This window comes from Pseudomonas sp. 22515, from assembly GCF_052044625.1.
In the GTDB taxonomy this organism is placed as follows: Bacteria; Pseudomonadota; Gammaproteobacteria; order Pseudomonadales; family Pseudomonadaceae; genus Aquipseudomonas; species Aquipseudomonas alloputida.
Genome location: NZ_JBQENN010000001.1, coordinates 566,492 through 590,389 on the forward strand (window position 1 = coordinate 566,492; position 23,898 = coordinate 590,389).

Annotated in this window: 19 protein-coding genes, 2 tRNA genes and 1 pseudogene; 17 read left to right on the top strand and 5 right to left on the bottom strand. The window is 60.7% G+C overall.

What is annotated here, in order from left to right:
• Positions 1-35 precede the first annotated feature (35 nt).
• The 16 genes from rlmE (at position 36) to ACTJJN_RS02575 (ending at position 16,013) form a co-directional block, all read left to right on the top strand.
• Positions 36-659 carry a 23S rRNA (uridine(2552)-2'-O)-methyltransferase RlmE gene (gene rlmE / locus ACTJJN_RS02500; RefSeq protein ID WP_003249947.1) on the top strand — a complete coding sequence of 208 codons (624 nt, stop codon included), beginning with the start codon at positions 36-38 and terminating at the stop codon, positions 657-659.
• A gap of 206 nt (positions 660-865) precedes the next feature.
• The gene (gene ftsH, locus ACTJJN_RS02505; RefSeq protein WP_012053749.1) at positions 866-2,770 is read left to right on the top strand and encodes an ATP-dependent zinc metalloprotease FtsH; all 1,905 of its coding nucleotides are present in this window, start codon (positions 866-868) and stop codon (positions 2,768-2,770) included.
• An 8-nt stretch (positions 2,771-2,778) separates the two neighbouring features.
• Entirely contained in the window at positions 2,779-3,630 is an 852-nt protein-coding gene (gene folP, locus ACTJJN_RS02510) for a dihydropteroate synthase (RefSeq protein WP_440780885.1), read from the top strand.
• Between the two features lie 16 nt (positions 3,631-3,646).
• Positions 3,647-4,987, top strand: a complete 1,341-nt coding sequence (glmM, locus tag ACTJJN_RS02515) for a phosphoglucosamine mutase (protein ID WP_003249955.1) — start codon at positions 3,647-3,649, stop codon at positions 4,985-4,987.
• Between the two features lie 65 nt (positions 4,988-5,052).
• Positions 5,053-5,808, top strand: a complete 756-nt coding sequence (gene tpiA / locus ACTJJN_RS02520) for a triose-phosphate isomerase (protein ID WP_003249956.1) — start codon at positions 5,053-5,055, stop codon at positions 5,806-5,808.
• Between the two features lie 4 nt (positions 5,809-5,812).
• Positions 5,813-6,211 carry a preprotein translocase subunit SecG gene (secG, locus tag ACTJJN_RS02525; RefSeq protein ID WP_003249958.1) on the top strand — a complete coding sequence of 133 codons (399 nt, stop codon included), beginning with the start codon at positions 5,813-5,815 and terminating at the stop codon, positions 6,209-6,211.
• 21 nt (positions 6,212-6,232) lie between these two features.
• Positions 6,233-6,318: transfer RNA gene (locus ACTJJN_RS02530), tRNA-Leu, on the top strand.
• A 100-nt stretch (positions 6,319-6,418) separates the two neighbouring features.
• Positions 6,419-6,495: transfer RNA gene (locus ACTJJN_RS02535), tRNA-Met, on the top strand.
• A gap of 129 nt (positions 6,496-6,624) precedes the next feature.
• Positions 6,625-7,083 (top strand): ribosome maturation factor RimP, encoded by a 459-nt coding sequence (gene rimP / locus ACTJJN_RS02540; RefSeq protein WP_003249960.1) that lies wholly within the window; start codon positions 6,625-6,627, stop codon positions 7,081-7,083.
• Between the two features lie 59 nt (positions 7,084-7,142).
• A complete protein-coding gene (gene nusA, locus ACTJJN_RS02545) occupies positions 7,143-8,624 on the top strand; it encodes a transcription termination factor NusA (protein ID WP_003249963.1) in 1,482 nt (493 codons plus the stop codon).
• 27 nt (positions 8,625-8,651) lie between these two features.
• Entirely contained in the window at positions 8,652-11,192 is a 2,541-nt protein-coding gene (infB, locus tag ACTJJN_RS02550) for a translation initiation factor IF-2 (RefSeq protein WP_004575779.1), read from the top strand.
• A gap of 116 nt (positions 11,193-11,308) precedes the next feature.
• Positions 11,309-11,707 (top strand): 30S ribosome-binding factor RbfA, encoded by a 399-nt coding sequence (gene rbfA / locus ACTJJN_RS02555; RefSeq protein WP_003249967.1) that lies wholly within the window; start codon positions 11,309-11,311, stop codon positions 11,705-11,707.
• 3 nt (positions 11,708-11,710) lie between these two features.
• Entirely contained in the window at positions 11,711-12,628 is a 918-nt protein-coding gene (truB, locus tag ACTJJN_RS02560) for a tRNA pseudouridine(55) synthase TruB (RefSeq protein WP_003249968.1), read from the top strand.
• Between the two features lie 147 nt (positions 12,629-12,775).
• On the top strand, positions 12,776-13,045 hold the full coding sequence (rpsO, locus tag ACTJJN_RS02565; RefSeq protein WP_003249971.1) for a 30S ribosomal protein S15: 270 nt from the start codon (positions 12,776-12,778) through the stop codon (positions 13,043-13,045).
• Positions 13,046-13,295: 250 nt separating this feature from the next.
• Complete coding sequence (gene pnp, locus ACTJJN_RS02570) at positions 13,296-15,401, top strand: polyribonucleotide nucleotidyltransferase (protein ID WP_004575780.1); 2,106 nt, start codon at positions 13,296-13,298, stop codon at positions 15,399-15,401.
• A 261-nt stretch (positions 15,402-15,662) separates the two neighbouring features.
• Entirely contained in the window at positions 15,663-16,013 is a 351-nt protein-coding gene (locus ACTJJN_RS02575; protein WP_003249976.1) for a BON domain-containing protein, read from the top strand.
• Positions 16,014-16,089: 76 nt separating this feature from the next.
• Here ACTJJN_RS02575 and ACTJJN_RS02580 read toward each other — a convergent pair whose 3' ends face one another.
• On the bottom strand, positions 16,090-16,392 hold the full coding sequence (locus ACTJJN_RS02580; protein WP_012053745.1) for a putative quinol monooxygenase: 303 nt from the start codon (positions 16,390-16,392) through the stop codon (positions 16,090-16,092).
• A gap of 60 nt (positions 16,393-16,452) precedes the next feature.
• Between ACTJJN_RS02580 and ACTJJN_RS02585 the strand changes: the two genes are divergently transcribed.
• Positions 16,453-16,866: a VOC family protein gene (locus tag ACTJJN_RS02585; RefSeq protein ID WP_003249980.1), complete on the top strand. Its 414-nt coding sequence runs from the start codon at positions 16,453-16,455 to the stop codon at positions 16,864-16,866.
• Between the two features lie 102 nt (positions 16,867-16,968).
• Here ACTJJN_RS02585 and ACTJJN_RS02590 read toward each other — a convergent pair whose 3' ends face one another.
• The 4 genes and pseudogenes from ACTJJN_RS02590 to ACTJJN_RS02605 form a co-directional block, all read right to left on the bottom strand.
• Positions 16,969-19,905 (bottom strand): DUF748 domain-containing protein, encoded by a 2,937-nt coding sequence (locus ACTJJN_RS02590; protein WP_440780889.1) that lies wholly within the window; start codon positions 19,903-19,905, stop codon positions 16,969-16,971.
• A 78-nt stretch (positions 19,906-19,983) separates the two neighbouring features.
• Positions 19,984-20,853 (bottom strand): oxygenase MpaB family protein, encoded by an 870-nt coding sequence (locus tag ACTJJN_RS02595; RefSeq protein ID WP_012053743.1) that lies wholly within the window; start codon positions 20,851-20,853, stop codon positions 19,984-19,986.
• 41 nt (positions 20,854-20,894) lie between these two features.
• The gene (gene acs, locus ACTJJN_RS02600) at positions 20,895-22,829 is read right to left on the bottom strand and encodes an acetate--CoA ligase (RefSeq protein WP_019752967.1); all 1,935 of its coding nucleotides are present in this window, start codon (positions 22,827-22,829) and stop codon (positions 20,895-20,897) included.
• A gap of 163 nt (positions 22,830-22,992) precedes the next feature.
• Positions 22,993-23,898, bottom strand: a pseudogene (locus ACTJJN_RS02605) (glucose-6-phosphate isomerase); the annotation flags it as partial.

Consider the following 23,898-nt stretch of genomic DNA (forward strand, 5'->3'; position numbering starts at 1 on the left):
CCAGTCAATCACGACGCATATCATCGAGGTGCCCCGTGGTACAACGTTCCAAAAGCAGCGCAAACTGGCTGCGAGAGCATTTCAACGACCCTTTTGTGAAGCAGGCGCAGAAGGATGGGTATCGCTCGCGTGCGAGCTACAAACTGCTGGAGATCCAGGAGAAGGACCGCCTTATCCGCCCAGGCATGAGCGTGATCGACCTCGGCGCGGCCCCTGGTGGCTGGTCCCAGGTGACCAGTCGTCTGATTGGTGGCCAGGGTCGCCTGATCGCTTCCGACATTCTGGAAATGGACTCGATCGCCGACGTGACCTTCATTCAAGGTGACTTCACCCACGACGAAGTGCTGCAGCGCATTCTCGAAGCGGTGGGCGATTCGCATGTAGACCTTGTGATTTCCGACATGGCCCCCAATATGAGTGGTACGCCCGCGGTGGACATTCCGCGTGCCATGTTCCTCTGCGAGCTGGCCCTCGATCTGGCGACCCGCGTACTCAAGCCCGGGGGCGACTTCCTGATCAAGATTTTCCAGGGCGAAGGTTTTGACGTGTACCTGAAGGATGTGCGCAGCAAGTTCGACAAGGTGCAAATGCGCAAGCCATCGTCGTCACGGGACCGTTCCCGCGAGCAATACCTGTTGGGCAGGGGCTTCAAAGGGTAATGAAAGGTGTGAAGCGGGGTGGTCGATAGTTAATTCCAATCGGCCACTGCGTCAGGATCGTCCGAACTTCGTGTAGTCTAGCTTTCACAAAGGGTTACAGACGGTGCCTGCGGCTGCGTAGGTAATGTAGTAAGTTAGGGCGATGAATATCATGCGAGGCACGGCTGCGTCGTGCGCCGGCCTCAGAGGGTAGCTAATTGAACGACATGGCAAAGAATCTGATCCTGTGGTTGATCATCGCAGCTGTCCTGGTGACAGTGATGAACAACTTCTCCAGCCCTAACGAGCCGCAGACCCTCAACTACTCCGACTTCATCCAGCAGGTCAAGGATGGCAAGGTCGAGCGTGTGACCGTCGATGGCTACATCATTACTGGCAAGCGCACCGATGGCGACAACTTCAAGACTGTGCGCCCGGCTATCACCGACAATGGCCTGATCGGCGATCTGGTCGACAACCACGTGGTCGTCGAAGGCAAGCAGCCTGAGCAACAGAGCATCTGGACGCAGTTGCTGGTGGCGAGCTTCCCGATCCTGGTGATCATTGCCGTGTTCATGTTCTTCATGCGCCAGATGCAAGGTGGCGCGGGCGGCAAGGGCGGGCCGATGAGCTTCGGCAAGAGCAAGGCGCGCCTGCTGTCCGAAGACCAGGTCAAGACCACGCTGGCTGACGTTGCGGGCTGCGACGAGGCCAAGGAAGAGGTTGGCGAGCTGGTCGAGTTCCTGCGCGATCCGGGCAAGTTCCAGCGCCTGGGTGGCCGTATCCCGCGCGGTGTGCTGATGGTCGGCCCACCCGGTACCGGTAAGACCCTGCTGGCCAAGGCCATCGCGGGCGAGGCGAAAGTACCGTTCTTCACCATTTCCGGTTCGGACTTCGTGGAAATGTTCGTGGGTGTCGGTGCCAGCCGTGTGCGCGACATGTTCGAGCAGGCCAAGAAGCACGCCCCGTGCATCATCTTCATCGACGAAATCGACGCCGTTGGTCGCCATCGTGGCGCCGGCATGGGCGGCGGTCACGACGAGCGTGAACAAACCCTCAACCAGTTGCTGGTCGAGATGGACGGCTTCGAGATGAACGATGGCATCATCGTCATCGCCGCCACCAACCGTCCGGATGTGCTCGACCCTGCGCTGCTGCGCCCCGGCCGCTTCGACCGCCAGGTGGTGGTTGGCCTGCCGGACATTCGTGGTCGCGAGCAGATCCTCAAGGTGCACATGCGCAAGGTGCCGATTGGCGAGAACGTCAACCCGGCGGTCATCGCGCGGGGTACCCCAGGCTTCTCCGGCGCCGACCTGGCCAACCTGGTCAACGAGGCCTCGCTGTTTGCCGCGCGTTCCAACAAGCGCCTGGTCGAAATGAAAGAGTTCGAGCTGGCCAAGGACAAGATCATGATGGGCGCTGAGCGCAAGACCATGGTCATGTCCGAGAAGGAAAAGAGAAACACGGCCTATCACGAGGCTGGCCACGCCATTGTCGGTCGCCTGGTGCCTGAGCACGACCCGGTCTACAAGGTTTCGATCATCCCGCGTGGTCGTGCCTTGGGTGTGACCATGTTCCTGCCGGAAGAAGACCGCTACAGCCTGTCCAAGCGTGCGCTGATCAGCCAGATCTGCTCGCTGTATGGCGGCCGTATCGCCGAGGAGATGACCTTGGGCTTCGATGGCGTGACCACCGGCGCGTCCAACGACATCATGCGGGCCAGCCAGCTCGCTCGTAACATGGTGACCAAATGGGGCCTGTCCGAGAAGCTCGGCCCGCTGATGTATGCAGAGGAAGAGGGCGAAGTGTTCCTCGGCCGTAGTGCCGGTAGCCAGCATGCCAGCGTGTCCGGCGAGACGGCCAAACTGATCGACTCCGAGGTACGCAGCATCATCGATCAGTGCTACGCCACTGCCAAACAGTTGCTGATCGACAACCGCGACAAGCTCGAGGCGATGACCGAAGCGCTGATGAAGTACGAGACCATCGATGCCGATCAGATTGACGACATCATGGCTGGGCGCACACCACGTGAGCCGCGTGATTGGGACGATGACAAGCACTCGGGCACGCCTGCGGCCCAGGATGAGCGTCCGGAATCGCCAATCGGCGGCCCAGCGGCTGAACACTAAGGGCATCTATGAGCTCAGTGCAGTACCCCACCCGGTTGCCTTGCGGCAGCCGGGTTCTTGATTTGTCACATACCCATGTCATGGGTATTCTCAATATCACCCCCGATTCCTTCTCCGATGGTGGTCGCTTCAGTCAGCGCGACGAGGCCCTGCGCCATGCCGAAGCGATGGTGGCTGCTGGTGCAACGCTGATCGACATCGGTGGCGAGTCCACGCGCCCGGGGGCGCGTGCAGTCTCGGTGACCGAGGAGCTGGAGCGTGTGGCGCCAATGGTCGAGGCCATCAACAGTCGCCTCGACGTGGTCATTTCGGTCGATACCTCCACGCCTGCTGTCATGCGTGAAGCCGCACGCCTGGGTGCCGGGCTGATCAACGACGTGCGGGCCCTGGAGCGCGACGGCGCCCTGGACGCTGCGGCGGATATCGGTCTGCCGGTGTGCCTCATGCACATGCGTGGCGAGCCAGGCAACATGCAGGACGATCCGCATTACCAGGACGTGACCGCCGACGTCACCCGTTATCTTGAACAGCGGATGGCCGCCTGCGCCGCAGCGGGCATCGACGCTGACAGAATCATCCTTGACCCGGGCTTCGGTTTCGCCAAGACACTGGCGCACAATCTGAGCCTGTTCAAGCACATGGAAGCGCTCTATCGCCTTGGGCGCCCACTGCTGGTGGGCGTTTCACGAAAGAGCATGATCGGCCTGACGCTGGAACGTCCGGTCGGCGAGCGCTTGTACGGCAGCCTTGCGCTGGCGGCGTTGGCCATGACCAAGGGAGCGAGCATCCTTCGGGTACATGACGTGGCCGAAACCGTTGATGTGGTGCGCATGATCGCTGCGGTGCAAAACGCCGAATAAGAACATTGGAGTCCCTATGAGCAGAAAATACTTTGGTACCGACGGCATCCGTGGCCGCGTCGGCGAATACCCGATCACGCCTGACTTCATGCTGAAGCTTGGCTGGGCGGCCGGCATGGCCTTCCGCAAGCAAGGGCACTGCCGCGTGCTGGTGGGCAAGGACACGCGTATCTCCGGCTACATGTTCGAGTCCGCACTCGAAGCCGGCCTGTCCGCGGCAGGTGCCGATGTGATGCTGCTCGGGCCGATGCCGACACCGGCCATCGCTTACCTCACGCGTACCTTCCACGCCGAAGCCGGCATCGTCATCAGTGCCTCGCACAACCCGCACGATGACAACGGCATCAAGTTCTTCTCGGGCCAGGGCACCAAGCTGCCGGACGAGGTCGAGCTGATGATCGAAGAGCTGCTCGACCAACCGATGACCGTTGTCGAGTCGGGCAAGCTGGGCAAGGTTTCGCGTATCAACGATGCCGCCGGCCGCTACATCGAATTCTGCAAGAGCAGCGTGCCGAGCAGCACCAGCTTCGAAGGCCTCAAGCTGGTGGTCGACTGCGCCCATGGTGCGACCTACAAGGTTGCGCCCAGCGTATTCCGTGAGCTGGGTGCCGACGTGACCGTGCTGCATGCGCAACCGGATGGCCTGAACATCAACGAAGGTTGCGGCTCGACACACATCGAATCGCTGCAGGCCGCTGTACTGGTCGGGCACGCCGATCTCGGCATTGCCTTTGACGGTGACGGCGATCGCGTGCTGATGGTCGACCACACGGGCGCCATCGTCGATGGTGACGAGCTGCTGTTCATCATCGCTCGCGACCTGCAGGAGCATGGCAAGCTGCAAGGCGGGGTGGTCGGTACGCTGATGAGTAACCTGGGCCTGGAGCTGGCGCTCAAGGACCTGGACATCCCGTTTGTGCGGGCCAAGGTCGGCGACCGTTACGTCATGGCCGAGCTGTTGGAGCGTGAATGGCTGGTCGGCGGTGAAAACTCCGGTCACGTCGTGTGCTGCAACCACACCACCACCGGCGATGCGATCATTGCCGCGCTGCAGGTGCTGATGGCGCTCAAGCGCCGGGGTGAAACCCTGGCTCAGGCCCGTCAGGCCCTGCGCAAGTGCCCGCAGGTGCTGATCAATGTGCGCTTTGGCGCCAGCAAGGTCGACCCGCTGGAGCACCCCGCCGTCAAGGAAGCCAGTGCCAAGGTTACCGATGCGCTGGCGGGGCGTGGTCGCGTGCTGTTGCGCAAGTCCGGTACCGAGCCGCTGGTGCGGGTCATGGTTGAGGGCGAAGACGAAAGCCAGGTGCGGGCCCATGCTGAAGCACTGGCCAAACTGGTCAGCGAAGTTTGTGTCTGAAGGCGCTTGCCAGCGCAGATCTGGTTGGGTAAGATCTGCGCCCACTTTGACCGACGAGGTAAAGCATGCGTCGCCCTATGGTAGCTGGTAACTGGAAAATGCACGGTACCCGCGCTAGCGTCGCTGAGCTGACCAAAGGCTTGAGTAATCTCGCCTTGCCGAGCGGAGTGGAAGTCGCCGTATTTCCACCAGCCTTGTTCATCAATCAGGTGATTGATGGCCTGGCAGGTAAAGAAATTACTGTCGGTGCACAGAATTCTGCTGTACAACCCGAACAGGGTGCGCTGACCGGGGAAGTTGCTCCCGAGCAGCTGGTTGAAGCAGGTTGCAAGTTGGTGTTGATTGGCCATTCGGAGCGTCGCCAGATTATTGGTGAAACCGACGAAGTGCTCAATCGCAAGTTTGCAGCAGCCCAGGCCAAAGGCTTGAAGCCAGTGCTTTGCATAGGGGAAACCCTTGAGGAGCGCGAGGCTGGCAAAACGCTCGAAGTTGTCGGGCGTCAACTAAGCAGTATCATCGAAGCATTCGGTGTTAAGGCTTTTGCCGATGCAGTAATTGCCTATGAGCCTGTATGGGCCATCGGTACAGGCCTTACGGCCACGCCACAGCAGGCCCAGGATGTGCACGCCGCCATCCGCGGCCAGTTGGCGGCAGAAGATGCTGAAGTGGCTGCGAAGGTGCAGTTGCTATACGGCGGCAGCGTGAAGGCGGCCAATGCGGCCGAACTGTTCGGCATGCCGGATATCGATGGGGGGCTCATTGGTGGGGCTTCCCTGAACGCAGACGAATTCGGTGCAATTTGTCGCGCCGCAGGAAACTGAACAAATGCTGGAAACAGTCATCGTTGTTTTTCATCTGTTGGCAGCGCTGTCGCTTGTAGTGCTGGTTCTGTTGCAACAGGGTAAAGGTGCTGAAGCAGGTGCATCTTTCGGCGCGGGGGCTTCAAATACCGTGTTCGGGAGCCAAGGCTCTGCAACGTTCCTAAGTAAATTAACTGCTATACTCGCTGCCACTTTCTTTTTGACAGCACTTGGGTTAGGATACTTCGCGAAGCAACAAGCTCACCAGCTTAGCCAAGCAGGTCTTCCAGATCCAGCAGTGCTAGAAGTGAAAGAGCCGCAAAAACCGGCAGTTAATGATGATGTACCGGTGCTCCAGCAGCAGAAGAGCGAAACCACCAGTAATACGGGTGATGTACCTCCTCCGGCTCAAGAGCAGAAGTAACGGGTTTCAAGTAGTAGTATTGCCGAGGTGGTGGAATTGGTAGACACGCAACCTTGAGGTGGTTGTGCCCATAGGGTGTAGGGGTTCGAGTCCCCTTCTCGGTACCAATTAAAGCTTGAGAGCCCGCTTTAGCGGGCTTTCTTGTAGGTGAATGTTTGGATTTGACCCTCAACAGGGTTCGGTCTTATACTTTTGCCCCAGCTTTGTCGCGGGGTGGAGCAGCTTGGTAGCTCGTCGGGCTCATAACCCGAAGGTCGTTGGTTCAAATCCAGCCCCCGCAACCAGCTTCAGCGGAGCCCCTTTTCAGGGGCTTTTTGCTAACCGAACAGTTTCGGCGTCGTTGTCCTACGGCGCTTTCAGGGATGGGCGCTTCGCCCATTTTTTATTTGCACAGCATGCACGAGGGGGTTCAGGTGTCGAGCAAGCTAGAACAGTTGCAGGCCTTGTTGGCCCCGGTTGTCGAGGGTCTGGGCTATCAGTGCTGGGGGATCGAATACGTTTCCCAGGGTAAGCATTCGGTACTGCGCATCTACATCGACAAGGAAGGCGGTATTCTGGTGGACGACTGCGAAGCAGTCAGCCGTCAGGCCAGCGCAATCCTCGATGTGGAAGATCCAATCAGCAGTGAGTACACCCTCGAGGTGTCTTCTCCAGGCATGGATCGCCCACTGTTCACGCTGGAACAGTTTGCCTCGCATGCCGGCGAACAAGTGAAGATCAAGCTGCGCTCACCCTTCGAGGGTCGTCGTAACTTCCAGGGCCTTCTCCGCGGTGTGGAGGAGCAGGATGTGGTGGTCCAGGTGGACAACCAGGAGTTCCTGTTACCGATCGACTCGATCGACAAGGCCAATATTATTCCCAGTTTTGACTGAGACGTGCCGGGCCCGGCGGACTATCCGGGCCCAATGGCTTGCGCAAGGCGAGGCGTACGATGAGCAAAGAAGTACTGCTGGTTGTTGAATCGGTATCCAACGAAAAAGGTGTACCGCCCGGCGTCATTTTCGAAGCGCTGGAAGTGGCCCTGGCCACTGCAACCAAAAAACGTTTTGAAGACGAAGTCGACCTACGTGTGGAAATCAACCGCCACACCGGTAGCTACGAGACTTTCCGTCGCTGGACCGTGGTCGACGAAGCCGATCTTGATGATCCGGCGATCGAGACCTGGCTGGACAAGATCAAGGACACCCACCCTGAGGCCAAGGTCGGTGACGTGATCGAAGAGAAGATCGAGTCCATCGAGTTCGGTCGTATTGCCGCCCAGACCGCCAAGCAGGTCATCGTGCAGAAGGTCCGTGAGGCCGAGCGTGCCCAGGTGGTCGATGCCTACCGTGAGCGCGTTGGCGAGATCATCTCCGGTACCGTAAAAAAGGTTACCCGCGACAACGTCATCGTTGACCTGGGCAACAACGCCGAGGCCTTGCTGGCTCGCGAAGACATCATTCCGCGCGAAACCTTCCGTGTTGGTGTGCGCCTGCGTGCGCTGCTCAAGGAAATTCGCACCGAAAACCGTGGCCCACAGCTGATCCTGTCGCGCACCGCGCCGCAGATGCTGATCGAGCTTTTCCGCATTGAAGTGCCGGAAATTGCCGAGGGCCTCATCGAAGTCATGGCTGCTTCCCGTGATCCGGGTTCGCGAGCCAAGATTGCCGTCCGCTCCAAGGACAAGCGTATCGATCCGCAAGGTGCCTGTATCGGCATGCGTGGTTCGCGCGTCCAGGCCGTATCCGGGGAGCTGGGTGGTGAGCGTGTGGATATCGTCCTGTGGGACGATAACCCGGCGCAGTTCGTCATCAACGCCATGTCGCCGGCTGAAGTCGCGGCGATCATCGTTGATGAAGATGCCCATGCCATGGACATCGCCGTCGCCGAGGACAACCTGGCCCAGGCCATTGGCCGTGGCGGTCAGAACGTTCGCCTGGCCAGTCAGTTGACCGGCTGGACCCTGAACGTGATGACCGAGAAGGACATCCAGGCCAAGCAACAGGCCGAAACCGGTGACATCCTGCGCAATTTCATCGAGGAACTGGAAGTCGACGAGGAGCTGGCCCAAGTGCTGGTCGACGAAGGCTTCACCAGCCTTGAAGAAATTGCCTACGTACCGTTGGAAGAAATGCTCAACATCGATGGCTTTGACGAAGATATCGTCAATGAGCTCCGCGCTCGAGCCAAGGACCGTTTGTTGACCAAGGCCATCGCTACCGAAGAAAAACTGGCAGACGCCCACCCGGCCGAAGACCTGCTCTCCCTTGAGGGCATGGACAAAGACCTGGCGGCTGAACTGGCGGTGCGCGGCGTGGTTAACCGCGAAGACCTGGCCGAGCAGTCGATCGACGATCTGCTCGACATCGACGGCATCGACGAAGAGCGTGCCGGCAAGTTGATCATGGCCGCCCGAGCCCACTGGTTCGAGTAATTAGGCGCGGCCTGAGGAGAGAAGTGCATGACGCAAGTCACGGTGAAAGAACTGGCCCAAGAGGTCGAGGCACCGGTAGAGCGCCTGCTGCAGCAGATGCGTGAGGCAGGTCTGCCGCACACCGACGCCGGTCAGGTAGTGACCGACAATGAGAAGCAGACCCTGCTGACTCATTTGAAAAGCAGCCACAAGAGCAAGGCGGAAGAGCCGCGCAAGATTACCTTGCAGCGCAAAACCACCAGCACCCTGCGTGTCGCCGGTAGCAAGAGCATCAGCGTAGAAGTACGCAAGAAGAAAGTTTTCGTGCAGCGCAGCCCTGAAGAAATCCAGGCTGAGCAGAAGCGTGAGCTGGAAGAGCGCCGCGCGGCTGAAAATGCCGCTCGCGACAAGGTCGAGGCCGAAGTTCGCCAGCGCAACGAAGAGCAGGCTCGCCGTCAGGCGGCCGGCTCCACCGCCGCCGCCCCTGCGCCTGCTGCCAAGCCAGAGCCGGCTCCTGCCGCTGCTCCGGTCGCTGCTCCGGCCCCGGTAGTCGCAGACGCCCCGGCCTCTGAAGACGCCGCAGCCCGTGCTGCCGAGCGCAAGAAAGACGAGACCCGTCGCAACGAAAGCCGTACCCGTGATGACGACCGTCGTCGTGGCGAAGCGCCTCGTGTGTCGATCAAGGTCAAGGTCAAGGAGAAGGAAAAGGCGCCGACTCCGCGTGCTGCTCCGCGCACTACCGACGAAGAGAGCGATGGCGCTCGTCGTGGCCGTGGTGGCAAGAGCAAGCTGAAAAAGCGTAATCAGCACGGCTTCCAGAACCCGACCGGCCCCGTCATCCGTGACGTGACCATCGGCGAGACCATCACCGTCTCCGAGCTGGCCAACCAGATGTCCGTCAAGGGCGCTGAAGTGGTCAAGTTCATGTTCAAGATGGGGACCCCGGTCACCATCAACCAGGTGCTCGACCAGGAAACCGCTCAGCTGATCGCCGAAGAGCTGGGCCACAAGGTCACGCTGGTCAGCGACACCGCCCTGGAAGACTCCCTGGCCGAATCGCTGAAGTTCGAAGGCCAGACCGAGTCGCGTGCGCCGGTGGTTACCGTCATGGGTCACGTTGACCATGGTAAGACCTCGCTGCTCGACTACATCCGTCGTGCCAAGGTTGCCGCTGGCGAAGCCGGTGGTATCACCCAGCACATCGGTGCCTACCACGTGGAAACCGACCGCGGCATGGTCACCTTCCTCGATACCCCTGGTCACGCTGCGTTCACCCAGATGCGTGCCCGTGGTGCCAAGGCGACCGACATTGTCATCCTGGTGGTGGCGGCGGACGACGGTGTGATGCCGCAAACCCGCGAAGCCGTTCAGCATGCCAAGGCAGCCGGTGTTCCGCTGGTCGTTGCAGTGAACAAGATCGACAAGCCAGGTGCTGACCTCGATCGCATCCGTAACGAGCTGTCCGTCGAAGGCGTTACCTCCGAGGACTGGGGTGGAGACACGCCGTTCGTCAAGGTTTCGGCGAAGATGGGTACCGGTGTCGACGAGCTGCTCGAAGCCGTTCTGCTGCAGGCCGAGATCCTCGAACTGACCGCTACCCCAACCGCGCCAGGTCGTGGTGTGGTTGTCGAATCGCGCCTGGACAAGGGCCGTGGCCCGGTGGCGACCATCCTGGTTCAGGACGGTACCCTGCGTCAGGGCGACATGGTCCTGTGCGGCTCCAACTATGGCCGCGTACGTGCCATGCTCGACGAGAACGGCAAGCCTGTGAAGGAAGCTGGCCCGTCGATCCCGGTCGAAATCCTCGGCCTGGACGGTACTCCGGAAGCCGGTGACGAGCTGTCCGTGGTTGCCGACGAGAAGAAAGCCCGTGAAGTTGCCCTGTTCCGTCAAGGCAAGTATCGCGAGGTCAAGCTGGCCCGTGCTCACGCCGGCAAGCTGGAAAACATCTTCGAGACCATGGGGCAGGAAGAGAAGAAAACCCTCAACATCGTTCTCAAGACCGATGTGCGTGGTTCTCTGGAAGCGCTGCAGGGTTCGCTCGGCGGCCTGGGCAACGACGAAGTGCAAGTGCGCGTGATTGGTGGTGGCGTCGGTGGTATCACCGAGAGCGATGCCAACCTGGCGCTGGCTTCGAATGCAGTACTGTTCGGCTTCAACGTGCGTGCCGACGCCGGTGCGCGCAAGATCGTCGAGCAGGAAGGTCTGGATATGCGTTATTACAACGTGATCTACGACATCATCGAAGACGTCAAGAAGGCCCTGACCGGCATGCTCGGCAGCGATGTTCGCGAGAACATCCTGGGTGTCGCCGAAGTACGTGACGTGTTCCGTTCGCCGAAGTTCGGCGCCATCGCTGGCTGTATGGTCATCGAGGGTACCGTGTACCGCAACCGTCCGATTCGCGTACTGCGTGATGACGTTGTGATCTTCGAAGGCGAGCTGGAATCGCTGCGTCGCTTCAAGGACGATGCTTCCGAAGTCCGTTCGGGCATGGAGTGCGGTATTGGCGTCAAGAGCTACAACGACGTCAAGGTCGGCGACAAGATCGAAGTCTTCGAGAAAGTCCAGGTGGCTCGTACCCTTTAAGGGCGAGCGAGCCGCAAGCGCCTGCTACAGGGCGGCTTGCGGTACCTCTTCAGGTAGCGCCCGGTCAGGCATTCGTCTGTCCGGGCGTTTGCCGCTTTAAGTTACAGGTAGCAAGAATGGCCAAAGAATATAGCCGTACCCAACGTATTGGCGATCAGATGCAGCGCGAGCTGGCCGAGCTGATCCGTCGCGAAGTCAAGGACCCGCGTGTCGGTCTGGTGACTATCACCGCCGTGGACGTGAGCCGTGACCTGGGCCATGCCAAGGTGTTCATCACCGTCATGGGCGAGGAAACCCCGGATGCCGTGCAGCAATCGCTCAAGGCATTGAATAGCGCCGCCAGCTTCCTGCGTCTGCACCTGGGGCGTTCGATGCAACTGCGCAGCGTGCCGCAGCTGCACTTCCATTTCGATGAAAGTGTCAGCCGTGGTGTGCACCTGTCGGCGCTGATCGAGCGTGCAGTGGCCGAAGACCGCCTGCACAAGGATGCCGACGAGTCGGACACCAAGGAGTAAGCGGTGGCCCAGGTCAAACGTATCCGCCGCAATGTCAGCGGCATCATCCTGCTCGACAAGCCGCTGGGCTTCACGTCCAATGCCGCCTTGCAGAAAGTGCGTTGGCTGCTGAACGCGGAAAAGGCCGGCCATACCGGTAGCCTCGACCCGCTGGCGACCGGCGTGTTGCCGCTGTGCTTCGGTGAAGCGACCAAGTTTTCGCAGTACTTGCTGGATTCCGACAAGGGCTACGAAACCGTCATGCAGATGGGGCAGACTACCAACACCGGCGATGCCGAGGGTGAGGTGCTGCAGACCCGCGACGTGACCGTTGGTCGCGCCGACATCGAAGCGCTGCTACCCCGTTTCCGCGGCCCGATCAGCCAGATACCGCCTATGTACTCGGCGCTCAAGCGTGACGGCCAGCCGCTGTACAAACTGGCACGTGCAGGAGAGGTAGTGGAGCGCGAGGCGCGTTCTGTTACTATTAACCGCTTGGAGTTGCTCGAGTGCGAAGGCACCCGTGCACGGTTGAGCGTAGGATGCAGCAAAGGCACCTATATCCGCACGCTGGTGGAGGATATCGGTGAAGCCCTTGGTTGCGGCGCCTATGTCGCCGAGCTGCGCAGGACCCAGGCAGGGCCCTTTGCGTTGGCACAGACGGTCACCCTCGAGGAACTCGAACAGGCCCATGCCGAAGGTGGCAACGAAGCGCTCGACCGCTTCCTGATGCCATCGGACAGCGGGCTGCAGGACTGGCCGTTGGTCAGCCTGTCGGAACACAGTGCGTTCTACTGGCTGCATGGCCAGGCGGTACGCGCGCCGGACGCGCCACAATTTGGCATGGTGCGGGTACAGGATCACAATGCACGCTTCATCGGTATCGGTGAGGTGAGCGAAGACGGGCGCATTGCGCCGCGTCGGCTGATTCGGTCGGAATGACCGAAACCGCGGGGTCAGGCAGTTGCCGAGCCCCACGGCATCAAGGGTGGCTGTCAGTAGGCACGGTCACACCTTTTTTATTAATACAGGGATTTGTCCCTGGCCTATTGGACCCCGCTTGCGGGATCCGTTATCAGGAGAAGCCAAATGGCCCTCAGCGTTGAAGAAAAAGCTCAGATCGTTGCCGAATACCAGCAAGCCGCCGGCGATACCGGTAGCCCGGAAGTGCAGGTTGCTCTGCTGACCGCCAACATCAACAAGCTGCAAGGCCACTTCAAGGCCAACGATAAAGACCACCACTCCCGTCGTGGTCTGATCCGTATGGTCAACCAGCGTCGTAAGCTGCTGGATTACCTGAAGGGCAAAGACACCACTCGTTACAGCGCCCTGATCGGTCGCCTGGGCCTGCGTCGCTAATAGCGGCCTGGTCAGTGGTGTGCGTGGGGTGTCGCAGGCTTCGGCAGGGCTGTTTTGCAGCGCTGCCGTTGGGCACTTCACGCGTATCTCCGAGGTTGGCAGCCTGGCAATGCTGAGCGGTTTTTCCGCTTGGTGCCAGGCTCCCAGCCTCGTGTTGTATCTGGACGGTCAATGGGGCCGATTCCCCGTTCTGCCCAAGAATTCGCAAGAAACCAGTTCCCCCAAGAGCCACTGAAAAAGGTAGGAAACCGTGAACCCGGTAATCAAGACTTTCCAGTTCGGTCAATCGACCGTCACTCTCGAAACGGGCCGTATTGCCCGTCAGGCAACCGGCGCCGTGCTGGTTACCGTCGACAACGACGTCACCGTGCTGGTGACTGTGGTAGGCGCCAAACAGGCTGATCCAGGCAAGGGTTTCTTCCCGCTGTCGGTTCACTACCAGGAAAAGACCTACGCCGCTGGCAAGATCCCAGGTGGCTTCTTCAAGCGTGAAGGCCGTCCTTCCGAGAAAGAGACGCTGACCTCGCGCCTGATCGACCGTCCGATCCGTCCGCTGTTCCCGGAAGGCTTCATGAACGAAGTGCAGGTCGTCTGCACCGTGGTTTCCACCAGCAAGAAGACCGACCCGGACATCGCTGCGATGATCGGTACCTCGGCTGCCCTGGCCATTTCCGGTATTCCGTTCGAAGGCCCGATCGGCGCTGCCCGCGTTGCCTTCCACGAAAGCACTGGCTACCTGCTGAACCCGACCTACGAGCAACTGGCTGCCTCGAGCCTGGACATGGTCGTTGCCGGTACCTCCGACGCCGTACTGATGGTTGAATCGGAAGCTCAAGAGCTGACCGAAGACCAGATGCTGGGTGCCGTACTGTTCGCCCACGACGAATTCCAGGCTGTTATCCAGGCTGTCAAAGAGCTGGCTGCCGAAGCTGGCAAGCCGACTTGGGACTGGAAACCTGCCGTTGCCAACACCGAGCTGTTCAATGCTATCCGCGCCGAGTTCGGCGAAGCGGTTTCGCAGGGCTACACCATCACCGTCAAAGCCGACCGCTATGCGCGTCTGGGTGAGCTGCGTGACCAGGCGGTTGCCAAGTTCTCCGGTGAAGAAGGCCAGCCTTCGGCTTCCGAAGTAAAAGACATCTTCGGCGAAATCGAATACCGCACCGTTCGCGAAAACATCGTCAACGGCAAGCCACGTATCGACGGCCGCGACACCAAGACTGTGCGTCCGCTGAACATCGAAGTGGGTGTGCTGCCGAAAACTCACGGTTCGGCACTGTTCACCCGTGGCGAAACCCAGGCCCTGGTCGTTGCGACCCTGGGTACTGCCCGTGATGCCCAGCTGCTGGACACCCTCGAAGGCGAGAAGAAAGACCCCTTCATGCTGCACTACAACTTCCCACCGTTCTCGGTAGGTGAGTGTGGCCGCATGGGCGGTGCTGGCCGTCGCGAAATCGGCCACGGCCGTCTGGCCCGCCGTTCGGTTCAGGCCATGCTGCCTGCTGCTGACGTGTTCCCGTACACCATCCGTGTGGTTTCGGAAATCACCGAATCCAACGGTTCCAGCTCCATGGCTTCGGTCTGCGGTGCTTCCCTGGCCCTGATGGACGCCGGTGTGCCGATGAAGGCGCCAGTTGCCGGTATCGCCATGGGCCTGGTCAAGGAAGGCGACAAGTTCGCAGTCCTGACTGACATCCTGGGTGACGAAGACCACCTGGGCGACATGGACTTCAAGGTAGCCGGTACCGCCAAAGGCGTCACCGCGCTGCAGATGGACATCAAGATCAACGGCATCACCGAAGAGATCATGGAAATCGCCCTGGGCCAAGCCCTGGAAGCGCGCCTGAACATCCTCGGCCAGATGAACCAGGTCATTGGCCAGTCGCGTACCGAACTGTCGGCCAACGCCCCGACCATGATCGCGATGAAGATCGACACCGACAAGATCCGTGACGTCATCGGTAAAGGCGGCGCCACCATTCGCGCCATCTGCGAAGAGACCAAGGCTTCGATCGACATCGAAGACGACGGCTCGATCAAGATCTTCGGCGAAACCAAGGAAGCGGCAGATGCTGCCAAGCAGCGCATCCTGGGCATCACCGCCGAGGCCGAGATCGGCAAGATCTACGTCGGCAAGGTCGAGCGCATTGTCGATTTCGGCGCCTTCGTCAACATCCTGCCTGGCAAGGACGGCCTGGTGCACATCTCCATGCTGAGCGATGCTCGCGTCGAGAAAGTCACCGACATCCTCAAAGAAGGCCAGGAAGTCGAAGTGCTGGTACTGGACGTAGACAACCGCGGCCGTATCAAGCTGTCGATCAAAGACGTTGCTGCGGCCAAGGCCTCGGGCGTCTAAGTGACCGTCACGCAATAGAGAAAGGGCCCTTCGGGGCCCTTTTTTCATGGGGGCGGGAACCTTTTGCGGACTTGCATCTTGCATGCAGGTTTACCGCGCAGATTGCAAAATGCACGACCGCAGCAGTGATGGCGTGTTGCTAACTGATTGATTTAAAAGGAAATAAACGAAGAAGCCAAGCTGGCACAGCCCATGCAACTACCTTCATACCTGACGCCAGGACATACGGCGCAGACCCTTCGAAAAACAGGAGTGACCCACATGAAGAAGTTCGCCATTGCTGCCGCTACTGCTACCGCTCTGACCCTGACCATGGCTAACGGTGCATTCGCCGCTGAGCCAACCCAGGCTCCAGTCATGTTGGCGGCCAACACCGTCGACAACGCCAAGCAAGAAGGCTCCGACACTTGGATCACTACCAAGGTTAAAGCTGATCTGCTGACTGAAAAAGGCATCCCAGGCAGCGACATCAAAGTCGAGACCAGCCAAGGTGTTGTTTCGCTGTCTTCTGATGTGAAGGTTACCGAATCGCAGAAAGCAGAAGCGGTGCGCATCACCAAGAACATCAAAGGCGTCAAGAGCGTAATGTCTGACGGCCTGAAAGCCGAGTAAAGGAATGTCCCGTCGGCCAAATGGATTTGGCCACTTTCAGCAAAGCCCTGGCCCGTGCCAGGGCTTTTTCTTGAGTTCAATACACTGGGTTGCGCGCGATCACATCGCTTTCGAAGCATTCCTGTTCAAGGATCAGAGGCTCCACCAATGGGCGGCTGTCGCGAAAATGCGCGGTCTGGGTATGCGCTTTATACGCAGCATCATCGCGGTAGATTTCGTACAGGTAGATCACCTCCGGATCAACCCGGTCCTGCGACACATCGAACACCAGACAGCCAGGCTCACTCGCCACGGAAGCTGCAGCATTGACCTTGATTGCACTCAGGAAAGCGTCGGCGCATCCAGGCTTCACTCGGGTCTTGATGAACAGGCTATACACAAATCTCTCCTTTTGTTTTAAATTCAATAATGAATTGTATACAAAAATGGAGCTTCGCCAATGTCCGAATTGCCTGCACGCCCTGGCCGCCTGAATGGCTTGCGCCACATCGCCCTGCTGGTGCCTAACCTGGAAGAGTGTGAACGCTTCTACGTCGATGTGCTGGGCATGGAAGTGCTGAATCGCGCCAATGAGGACCTGGTGTACCTCACTTGCGGTAACGACAACCTGTCATTGGGGCGTGGGGCAGGGGCGGCCAACGGGTTGCAGACCCTGGATCACTACGGGTTCGTTGTCGACAGTGTGGAGGAGCTGGAGGCCTGGTATGCCTACTTCAAGGCCCGTGGCGTGACCTTGCTCGACCGGCCGTTCAACCATGGTGACGGCGCACGCAGCTTCCACCTGCTGGACCCGGCCGGGAACAAGGTTCAACCGTTGTATCACCCGGCGGTGTCGGGGCAGCGCTTGGTTTAAAGCCCGTGCTGGCCTCTTCGCGGGCACGCCCGCTCCCACAGGTAGTGCGCAGGCCTGTGGGGGCAGGCGTGCCTGCGAACAGGCCAGGCCTGCCAGAGGGGATTACTCGGCATCCAGGTGCATCGGTGTCACCACCCGGCCATCGCTTTGAGGCTGCCCCAGGCTGGTATCGATGAAGTACACCCGGTCGTCTTCCAGCTTGCCCTTGTCGACCAGGTAGTCCTTGATGCTGCTGGCCCGCTCCTGCCCCAAGGTACGCAGCAAGGCGGTACTCTCGGCCCACGACTTGATCACGGCCTCGCGCAGCTTGGCGGCGCGCTCGTCACGGCCCAACTGCTCCCATTCGGCAGGCGGCTGCTGCTTCAGGCGGGTGCGGTAGATGCCTTCGAGCATCGCCGGTTTGTCACTGTCGTCAACCACCAGCATCGAGGCATTGGCCGGCACCTTGTCACCCCGTCGCTGCAGGATCTTGTACCAGGTGGCCTGGTACTCACGCTCCAGGCGTTGTTGCGCGATGAGCGGGCCATCACTGGCCTGGGCGCTGGTGCCTTCGATTTCCAGGCGCAGTTCCGGGCGCTCTTTCAGCGCGGATGCCAGCTTGTCCAAGGACGACTGGGCCTCGCCGCTGAGTTCGCTGGAGCCGGGGGCGAAGGCCACGTTGCCAAGGTCTTCCGAGCTACCGCCGCTGATCAGCCCGCCAATGAATTTGAATGGCGCCTGCGCCGCGCGCAGCACCAGGTTGCGCAGGGTTTGCCAAACAATCGGCATCACGCTGAATTGCGGGTTGTTGAGGTCGCCAGACACCGGCAGCTCGATCGAGATCTTGCCCTCGGTATCCTTCAGCAATGCCACCGCCAGGCGGATCGGAAGGTCGACCGCATCCGGGCTGTCGACTTTCTCGCCCAGCTGCAGTTGCTCCACTACTACCTTGTTCTCGGCCTTGAGCTGGCCGTTGGTGATCAAGTAGTGCAGGTCCAGGTTCAGCCGTCCCTTGCGGATGCGGAAACCGGCGAACTTGCCGGAGTAGGGCGTCAGCGTGGTCAGTTCGACGCGCTTGAAGCTGGTGGCAATGTCCAGGCTGGCCAGTGGATTGAACGGGTTGAGTGCGCCCTTGATGGTAACCGGTGCGTAGCGGTCTACCTTGCCCTTGACGTCGACCTTGGCCGGCCGTGGCTTGCGGTTGTCGATGGTGCCGATCTGCCCGTTGAGTTGCTGGATGGCTGTGGCGAAGTTGGGGGTTAGCGACAGGTCGGCAAAGTTGGCCGAACCGTCATTGATGTCGATCTGCCCGATATGGATGCCAAGCGGCTTGTTGCTGCTGGCCGTGGTCGGCTTGGGCTGGCGGCTCGCCGGGGCGTCGGCCGGTTGCGGGATCAGCAGATCATTCACGTTAGTAGTGCGGTCTTCGTTGATGATGAAGCGTGCATAGGGCTGCAGCAGGGTCACCTTGTCGATCGACAGAGCATCGCCGTGCACGTAGGACAAGCCGTCGACGTTCACCTGCTGCCATTTGACGAAGTCGCGGCTCTTGATGGTGTCGAGGGTATGCAACTGGCTGACCTGCGCCTTGCCGGTCACATTGAAGGCCAGCGGCGCGGTGTTCTTCAGGTCGACCTTGAGGTCGCTCGAGAGCATGCCGCTGCGCAGCTCCAGCAGGATGAACGGGCTGATGTAGGCCTGGGCTACACGCAGGTCGATGTCGCGGGTGCTCACATCCAGCTTTGCCCATATCGGTGCCAGGTTGACCTGGCCTGCAGCCTGCAGCTTGCCTTGCTTACCCACACCTGTATCGAGTTTGAGGGTGAAGGGCGACTGGTTGAGGCTGTCGAAACCTTGCAGGTCGGCATTGAGAGGGCCAAGGTCCAAGGCTACCGGTGCCTTTTGGCTGCGATCTTCCAGGTGTACCAGGTAGTTGCGCAACTGCACGTCCTTGAGCAGCACTTGCCAGGGTTTGCTTGGCTCTTTGACCGCTTTCTCTTCAGGCGTAGGTGCTGCGGCCGCCGGCTCGGCCTTTTCCTTCGGCGTGGCCTTGGCGGGTTGGCTGGCGAACAGCTTCTGCCAGTCGAGCTGGCCATCTTTTTCCAGCGCCGCCCAGGTTTCGAGCTTTTCGCTGCGAACCTTGCCCACCGTGACCTGCTGCTTGACCAGGTCAATGGAGGTTTCGCTAACCTCCAGGCTGGCCAGGCGTGCCAACGGTCGGCCATCCGGCGCCTTGATCGCGAATGGCGCGATGCGCACGGAGACGTTATCCAGCAGCAGCTCGGTCTGTTTGGCGAGGTTGAGCTTGTAGTGCGTATCGAGGCTTACCACGCCGTCTTCCAGCACCAGTGGCACGGCATCGCGCACGTAGGGCCAGAACAGCTTCATCTTGCCGTCAGTGACCTTCAGTGTGCCTTCGGAGGCGATCGGCGACAGGCTCAGCGTGCCCTTCCAGTCGATGCGTCCGCCATTGGGGCCGCTGGCCACCAAGGTCATGTCGGCGTTGTCGTTGGGCAGGGTGCTGAGGTTTTTCAGCTCCAGATTCATGTTGTCGTAGAGGAACTCGATCGGCTCGCTGGGCCGCAGGTCCTCGAAGTGCAGGTAGCCGTCGACGAGCTTGATGCTGCCAATACGCAGCGGGAACGGGTCGCTGGGCGGCTCTTCGGGTTTGGCTTCGCTGGCCGGTAGTTTGAACAACCCGGTCAGGTTGAGGGTACCGTCCTTGGCGAACAGCACTTCGTTGCGCGGTTTGTCGAGCTCCACCGCTTCCAGATGCAGGGCTTTTGTCCACAGGCTGTCGAGCGAGGCGTTAGCGTAAAGACGCTCGAAACCGACCTGCTCCTTGCCCGGCTCGCCGATCTGCAGGCCCCACAGCGTCAGCTCGAGGCTGAATGGGTTGAGTTCGATCCGTTCGAGGTGGGCCGGCACGGTGGCGTATTGGGCCAACTGCTGGTTGGCGATGCGCAGTGCGACACCGGGAAGAATGAGAAAGCCGAGCAGGCTATACAGGGCTACCAAGGCCACGATTGCGCCAGCGGCGCGAGTCAATCCTTTGTACATGTGTCGCTTCGTCTGTCTAAGCAGGAGTGCTTGGAGTATGGCACGTTAAATCAGTTCCGCAGGGGGCACCCTTTTCGCTCAATCAATGCCCATGCGCCGTTTGGCCCGGTGTGCCGAGCCGTCGCGCATTGCCCAGCGAAGTACCGGCGCGGTGCGGCGCAGGCCCAGGCGGATCAGGCGCTGCTGCAGGGGCCCGTGCTGCAGGCCGAGCAGTGCCTGGGCCCAGCCGGGCAGCAAGTCGATACCCGCGTGCAGCATCAGTTTGCCAACTGGCTGTGCCAGGCGGCTGGGGGCAGGGGCGTCGAGCAGGATTCGCATGACCTCATGGCTGCGCGCATCACAGTGCAGCTGCGGGCGTATGCGTTGCAGATAGTCTTCAACTTGCTGGCACGAGCGCGGCACGTCACGGGCACCGAGGCGCTCGGCGATCAGGGCGATTTCGTTGTAATAGGCATCCTGCTCGGCGCGTGGCAGGTGTGGGTTGCGGTAACGCAGGTGGGCGGCGAGGAAACGGCTGACCTCCGCTACATGCACCCAGGTCAACAGATCCGGGTCGCTGGCCGCATAAGGGCGGCCATCCGGTGCAGTGCCGGTGACCTGCAGGTGAATGGTGCGCACTTTGTCGATCAGCCACTCGGCATCGCCAGTGGCGCCGAAGGTGGTGCCGGAAATGAACTGGCTGGTGCGGCGCAAGCGGCCGAGCAGGTCTTCACGAAAATTGGAGTGGTCCCACACACCGGCCAGGGCCAGGGGATGCAACAACTGCAGCATCAGCGCGCTGATGCCACCGACCAGCATGCTCGGGAAGTCGCCATGTACCCGCCAGCTAATACTGTGCGGGCCGAACAGGCCGGGGTCGCCCTTGGGCGATTCCAGGTCGAGCTGGCCGAGGGCCAGCCCAGTGAGGCTCATGACCTGGGTTTCGATACGGCGACGAAGGGCTTCCATGGCGACCTGCTGTACAGGGCGGCCAGATTTGCGGCCGCCGGTTACTGGTTGAGGCGTTTGTCGATCAGGCCCTGTACCACGCTTGGGTCGGCCAGGGTCGAGGTATCGCCCAGGTTTTCCAGCTCATTGCAGGCGATTTTGCGCAGTATACGCCGCATGATCTTGCCTGAGCGCGTCTTGGGTAGCGCTGGCGCCCACTGAATCAGCTCAGGCTTGGCGAAGCTGCCGATTTCCTTGCTGACCAGGGCCAGCAGCTCGGCCTTCAGCGTGTCATCTGGTGTCACGCCATTCATGGTCGTGACGAAGGCGTAGACGCCTTGGCCCTTGAGGTCGTGGGGATAACCGACCACCGCGGCTTCGGCCACGCTGTCATGCAGCACAAGTGCGCTTTCCACTTCAGCGGTGCCGATGCGGTGCCCGGATACGTTGATCACATCGTCGATGCGCCCGGTGATCCAGTAGTCGCCATCGGCATCGCGGCGGGCACCGTCGCCTGTGAAGTAGTAGCCGGGCAAGGGCTTGAAGTAGGTGTCGACCATCCGCTGGTGGTCGCCGTAGACACTGCGGATCTGCCCCGGCCAGCTGGCTTTGATCGCCAGCACGCCGGCGCCGGGGCCTTCGATCAGTTTGCCTTTTTCGTCCAGGAGCACCGGTTGCACGCCGAACATTGGCTGGGTAGCGCAGCCGGGTTTGAGTGACTGCGTGCCGGGCAGCGGGGTGAGCATGATGCCGCCGGTTTCGGTCTGCCACCAGGTATCCACAATCGGGCAGCGCTTCTGCCCGACCTCCTCGAAATACCATTCCCAGGCTTCCGGGTTGATCGGCTCGCCGACGCTGCCCAGCAGGCGCAGGCTTTTGCGTGAGGTGCCCTGCAGTGGCGCAGAGCCCTCGCGCATCAGTGCGCGCAGGGCGGTCGGGGCGGTGTAGAAGATGTTCACCTGGTGCTTGTCCACCACCTGCCAGAAGCGCGAGGTATCCGGGTAGTTGGGCACGCCTTCGAACATCAGCGAGATTGCGCCATTGGCCAGCGGGCCGTAGACGATGTAGCTGTGGCCAGTCACCCAGCCGACATCGGCGGTGCACCAGAACACCTCGCCGTCACGATAATCGAACACCACCTTGAAGGTCATCGTTGCCTGCAGCAGGTAGCCGCCGGTGGTATGCAGCACCCCTTTGGGTTTGCCGGTGCTGCCGGAGGTGTAGAGGATGAACAGCGGGTCTTCGGCCTCCATCGGTTCTGGGGGGCAGTCGTCGCCGGCATCCTTCGTCGCTTCGTGATACCAGAGGTCGCGGCCCTCGGTCCACGCAACATCGCCGCCAGTGCGACGCACCACCAATACGCTACTGACCGCAGGGCAGCTGGCCAGGGCCTTGTCGACGTTCTGTTTCAGCGGGATGCGTTTGCCGCCACGCACGCCTTCATCGGCGGTGATCACGGTGCGGCAGTCGGCATCGAGAATACGGTCTCGCAAGGCATCGGGGGAGAAACCGCCGAACACTACCGAGTGGATGGCGCCGATGCGGGTGCAGGCGAGCATGGCGAAGGCGGCCTCGGGAATCATTGGCATGTAGATGCACACCCGGTCGCCTTTCTTCACACCGCGCGCTTTCATTGCATTGGCCAGGCGGCAGACCTGACGGTGCAGTTCGCGGTAGGTGATGGCCTTGGAGTCCTTGGGATCGTCGCCTTCCCACAGCAGGGCCGTTTGCTCGCCGCGCTGGGCCAGATGACGGTCGATGCAGTTGTAGCTGACGTTGAGTTGCGCACCGTCGAACCAGCGGGCCTTGCCGGTATGCAGGTCGCATTGCTGCACGCTTGACCAAGGCTTGATCCAGTCCAGACGTTTGGCCTGTTCGGCCCAGAAGGTGTCTGGGTCTTCGACCGACTGGCGGTAGAGGCGGCGGTAGTCTTCGGGGGTGAGGGCGGCGGACTGGCTGACGGCCAGGGCCTGGGGGTATTTGCGGATATCGAACATGGCGGGTGGTCCTGCTCTTGTAAGGGGCGATGGACTGCAACGGCTATTCGATAGGACAGTGTAGCTGGGAGCGGTGTTCAACCTGGGCCGGCCTCTTCGCGGGTAAACCCGCTCCTACGAAGTAACNGGGTTTACCCGCGAAGAGGCCGGCACAAGCTTCGGATCAACCGCGGTGACGGCCGCGGAAGTAGTTGATCAGGCCTTGGGTGGAACCGTCTTCGGCGCTGTCTTCCAGGCTGCCGACCAAGCGCTGGTAAACGCCCTTGCCCAGTTCCTTGCCCAGCTCAACGCCCCACTGGTCGAAGGCGTTGATACCCCAGATAACGCTCTGTACGAACACCTTGTGCTCGTACATCGCCACCAACGCGCCCAGGCGGCGCGGGCTGATGCGCTCGACCACCAACGTGTTGCTCGGGCGGTTACCCGGGATTACCTTGTGCGGGGCCAGCTTTTCGATGTCCGCTTCGTTGAGGCCTTTAGCGCGCAATTCGGCTTCGGCTTCCTCGCGGGTTTTGCCCAGCATCAGCGCCTGGCTCTGCGACAGGCAATTGGCGTACAGCCACTGGTGGTGGTCGGCCACCGGGTTGAAGCTCACCACCGGCACGATGAAGTCGGCCGGAATCAACTGGGTGCCTTGGTGCAGCAACTGGTGGTAGGCATGCTGGCCGTTGCAGCCCACGCCGCCCCAGATTACCGGCCCGGTGTCGGTCTTCACCGGGGTACCGTCTTGCAATACGCTCTTGCCGTTGGATTCCATGTCCAGCTGCTGCAAGTGCTTGGTGATGTTGCGCAGGTAGTGGTCGTACGGCAGGATCGCGTGACTGTTCGCGTCCCAGAAGTTGCCATACCACACGCCCAGCAAGGCCAGTAGCACCGGCATGTTCTTGTCGAACGGTGCGGTCTGGAAGTGCTGGTCCATGGTGTAGGCGCCGGACAGCAGTTCCTTGAAGTTGGCAGTGCCGATGGCCAGGGCGATCGGCAGGCCGATGGCCGACCACAGCGAGTAGCGCCCGCCCACCCAGTCCCACATCGGGAAGATGTTTTCTTCGCGGATACCGAACGCTACAGC

Bases quoted from the DNA above. Each gene is read 5' to 3' on its own strand.
- infB (WP_004575779.1), top strand. From the start codon at position 8,652: ATGACGCAAGTCACGGTGAAAGAACTGGCCCAAGAGGTCGAGGCACCG.
- rpsO (WP_003249971.1), top strand. From the start codon at position 12,776: ATGGCCCTCAGCGTTGAAGAAAAAGCTCAGATCGTTGCCGAATACCAG.
- tpiA (WP_003249956.1), top strand. From the start codon at position 5,053: ATGCGTCGCCCTATGGTAGCTGGTAACTGGAAAATGCACGGTACCCGC.
- ACTJJN_RS02575 (WP_003249976.1), top strand. From the start codon at position 15,663: ATGAAGAAGTTCGCCATTGCTGCCGCTACTGCTACCGCTCTGACCCTG.
- ACTJJN_RS02590 (WP_440780889.1), bottom strand. From the start codon at position 19,905: ATGTACAAAGGATTGACTCGCGCCGCTGGCGCAATCGTGGCCTTGGTA.
- ACTJJN_RS02585 (WP_003249980.1), top strand. From the start codon at position 16,453: ATGTCCGAATTGCCTGCACGCCCTGGCCGCCTGAATGGCTTGCGCCAC.
- glmM (WP_003249955.1), top strand. From the start codon at position 3,647: ATGAGCAGAAAATACTTTGGTACCGACGGCATCCGTGGCCGCGTCGGC.
- ACTJJN_RS02595 (WP_012053743.1), bottom strand. From the start codon at position 20,853: ATGGAAGCCCTTCGTCGCCGTATCGAAACCCAGGTCATGAGCCTCACT.
- acs (WP_019752967.1), bottom strand. From the start codon at position 22,829: ATGTTCGATATCCGCAAATACCCCCAGGCCCTGGCCGTCAGCCAGTCC.
- ftsH (WP_012053749.1), top strand. From the start codon at position 866: ATGGCAAAGAATCTGATCCTGTGGTTGATCATCGCAGCTGTCCTGGTG.
- rbfA (WP_003249967.1), top strand. From the start codon at position 11,309: ATGGCCAAAGAATATAGCCGTACCCAACGTATTGGCGATCAGATGCAG.
- nusA (WP_003249963.1), top strand. From the start codon at position 7,143: ATGAGCAAAGAAGTACTGCTGGTTGTTGAATCGGTATCCAACGAAAAA.
- secG (WP_003249958.1), top strand. From the start codon at position 5,813: ATGCTGGAAACAGTCATCGTTGTTTTTCATCTGTTGGCAGCGCTGTCG.
- folP (WP_440780885.1), top strand. From the start codon at position 2,779: ATGAGCTCAGTGCAGTACCCCACCCGGTTGCCTTGCGGCAGCCGGGTT.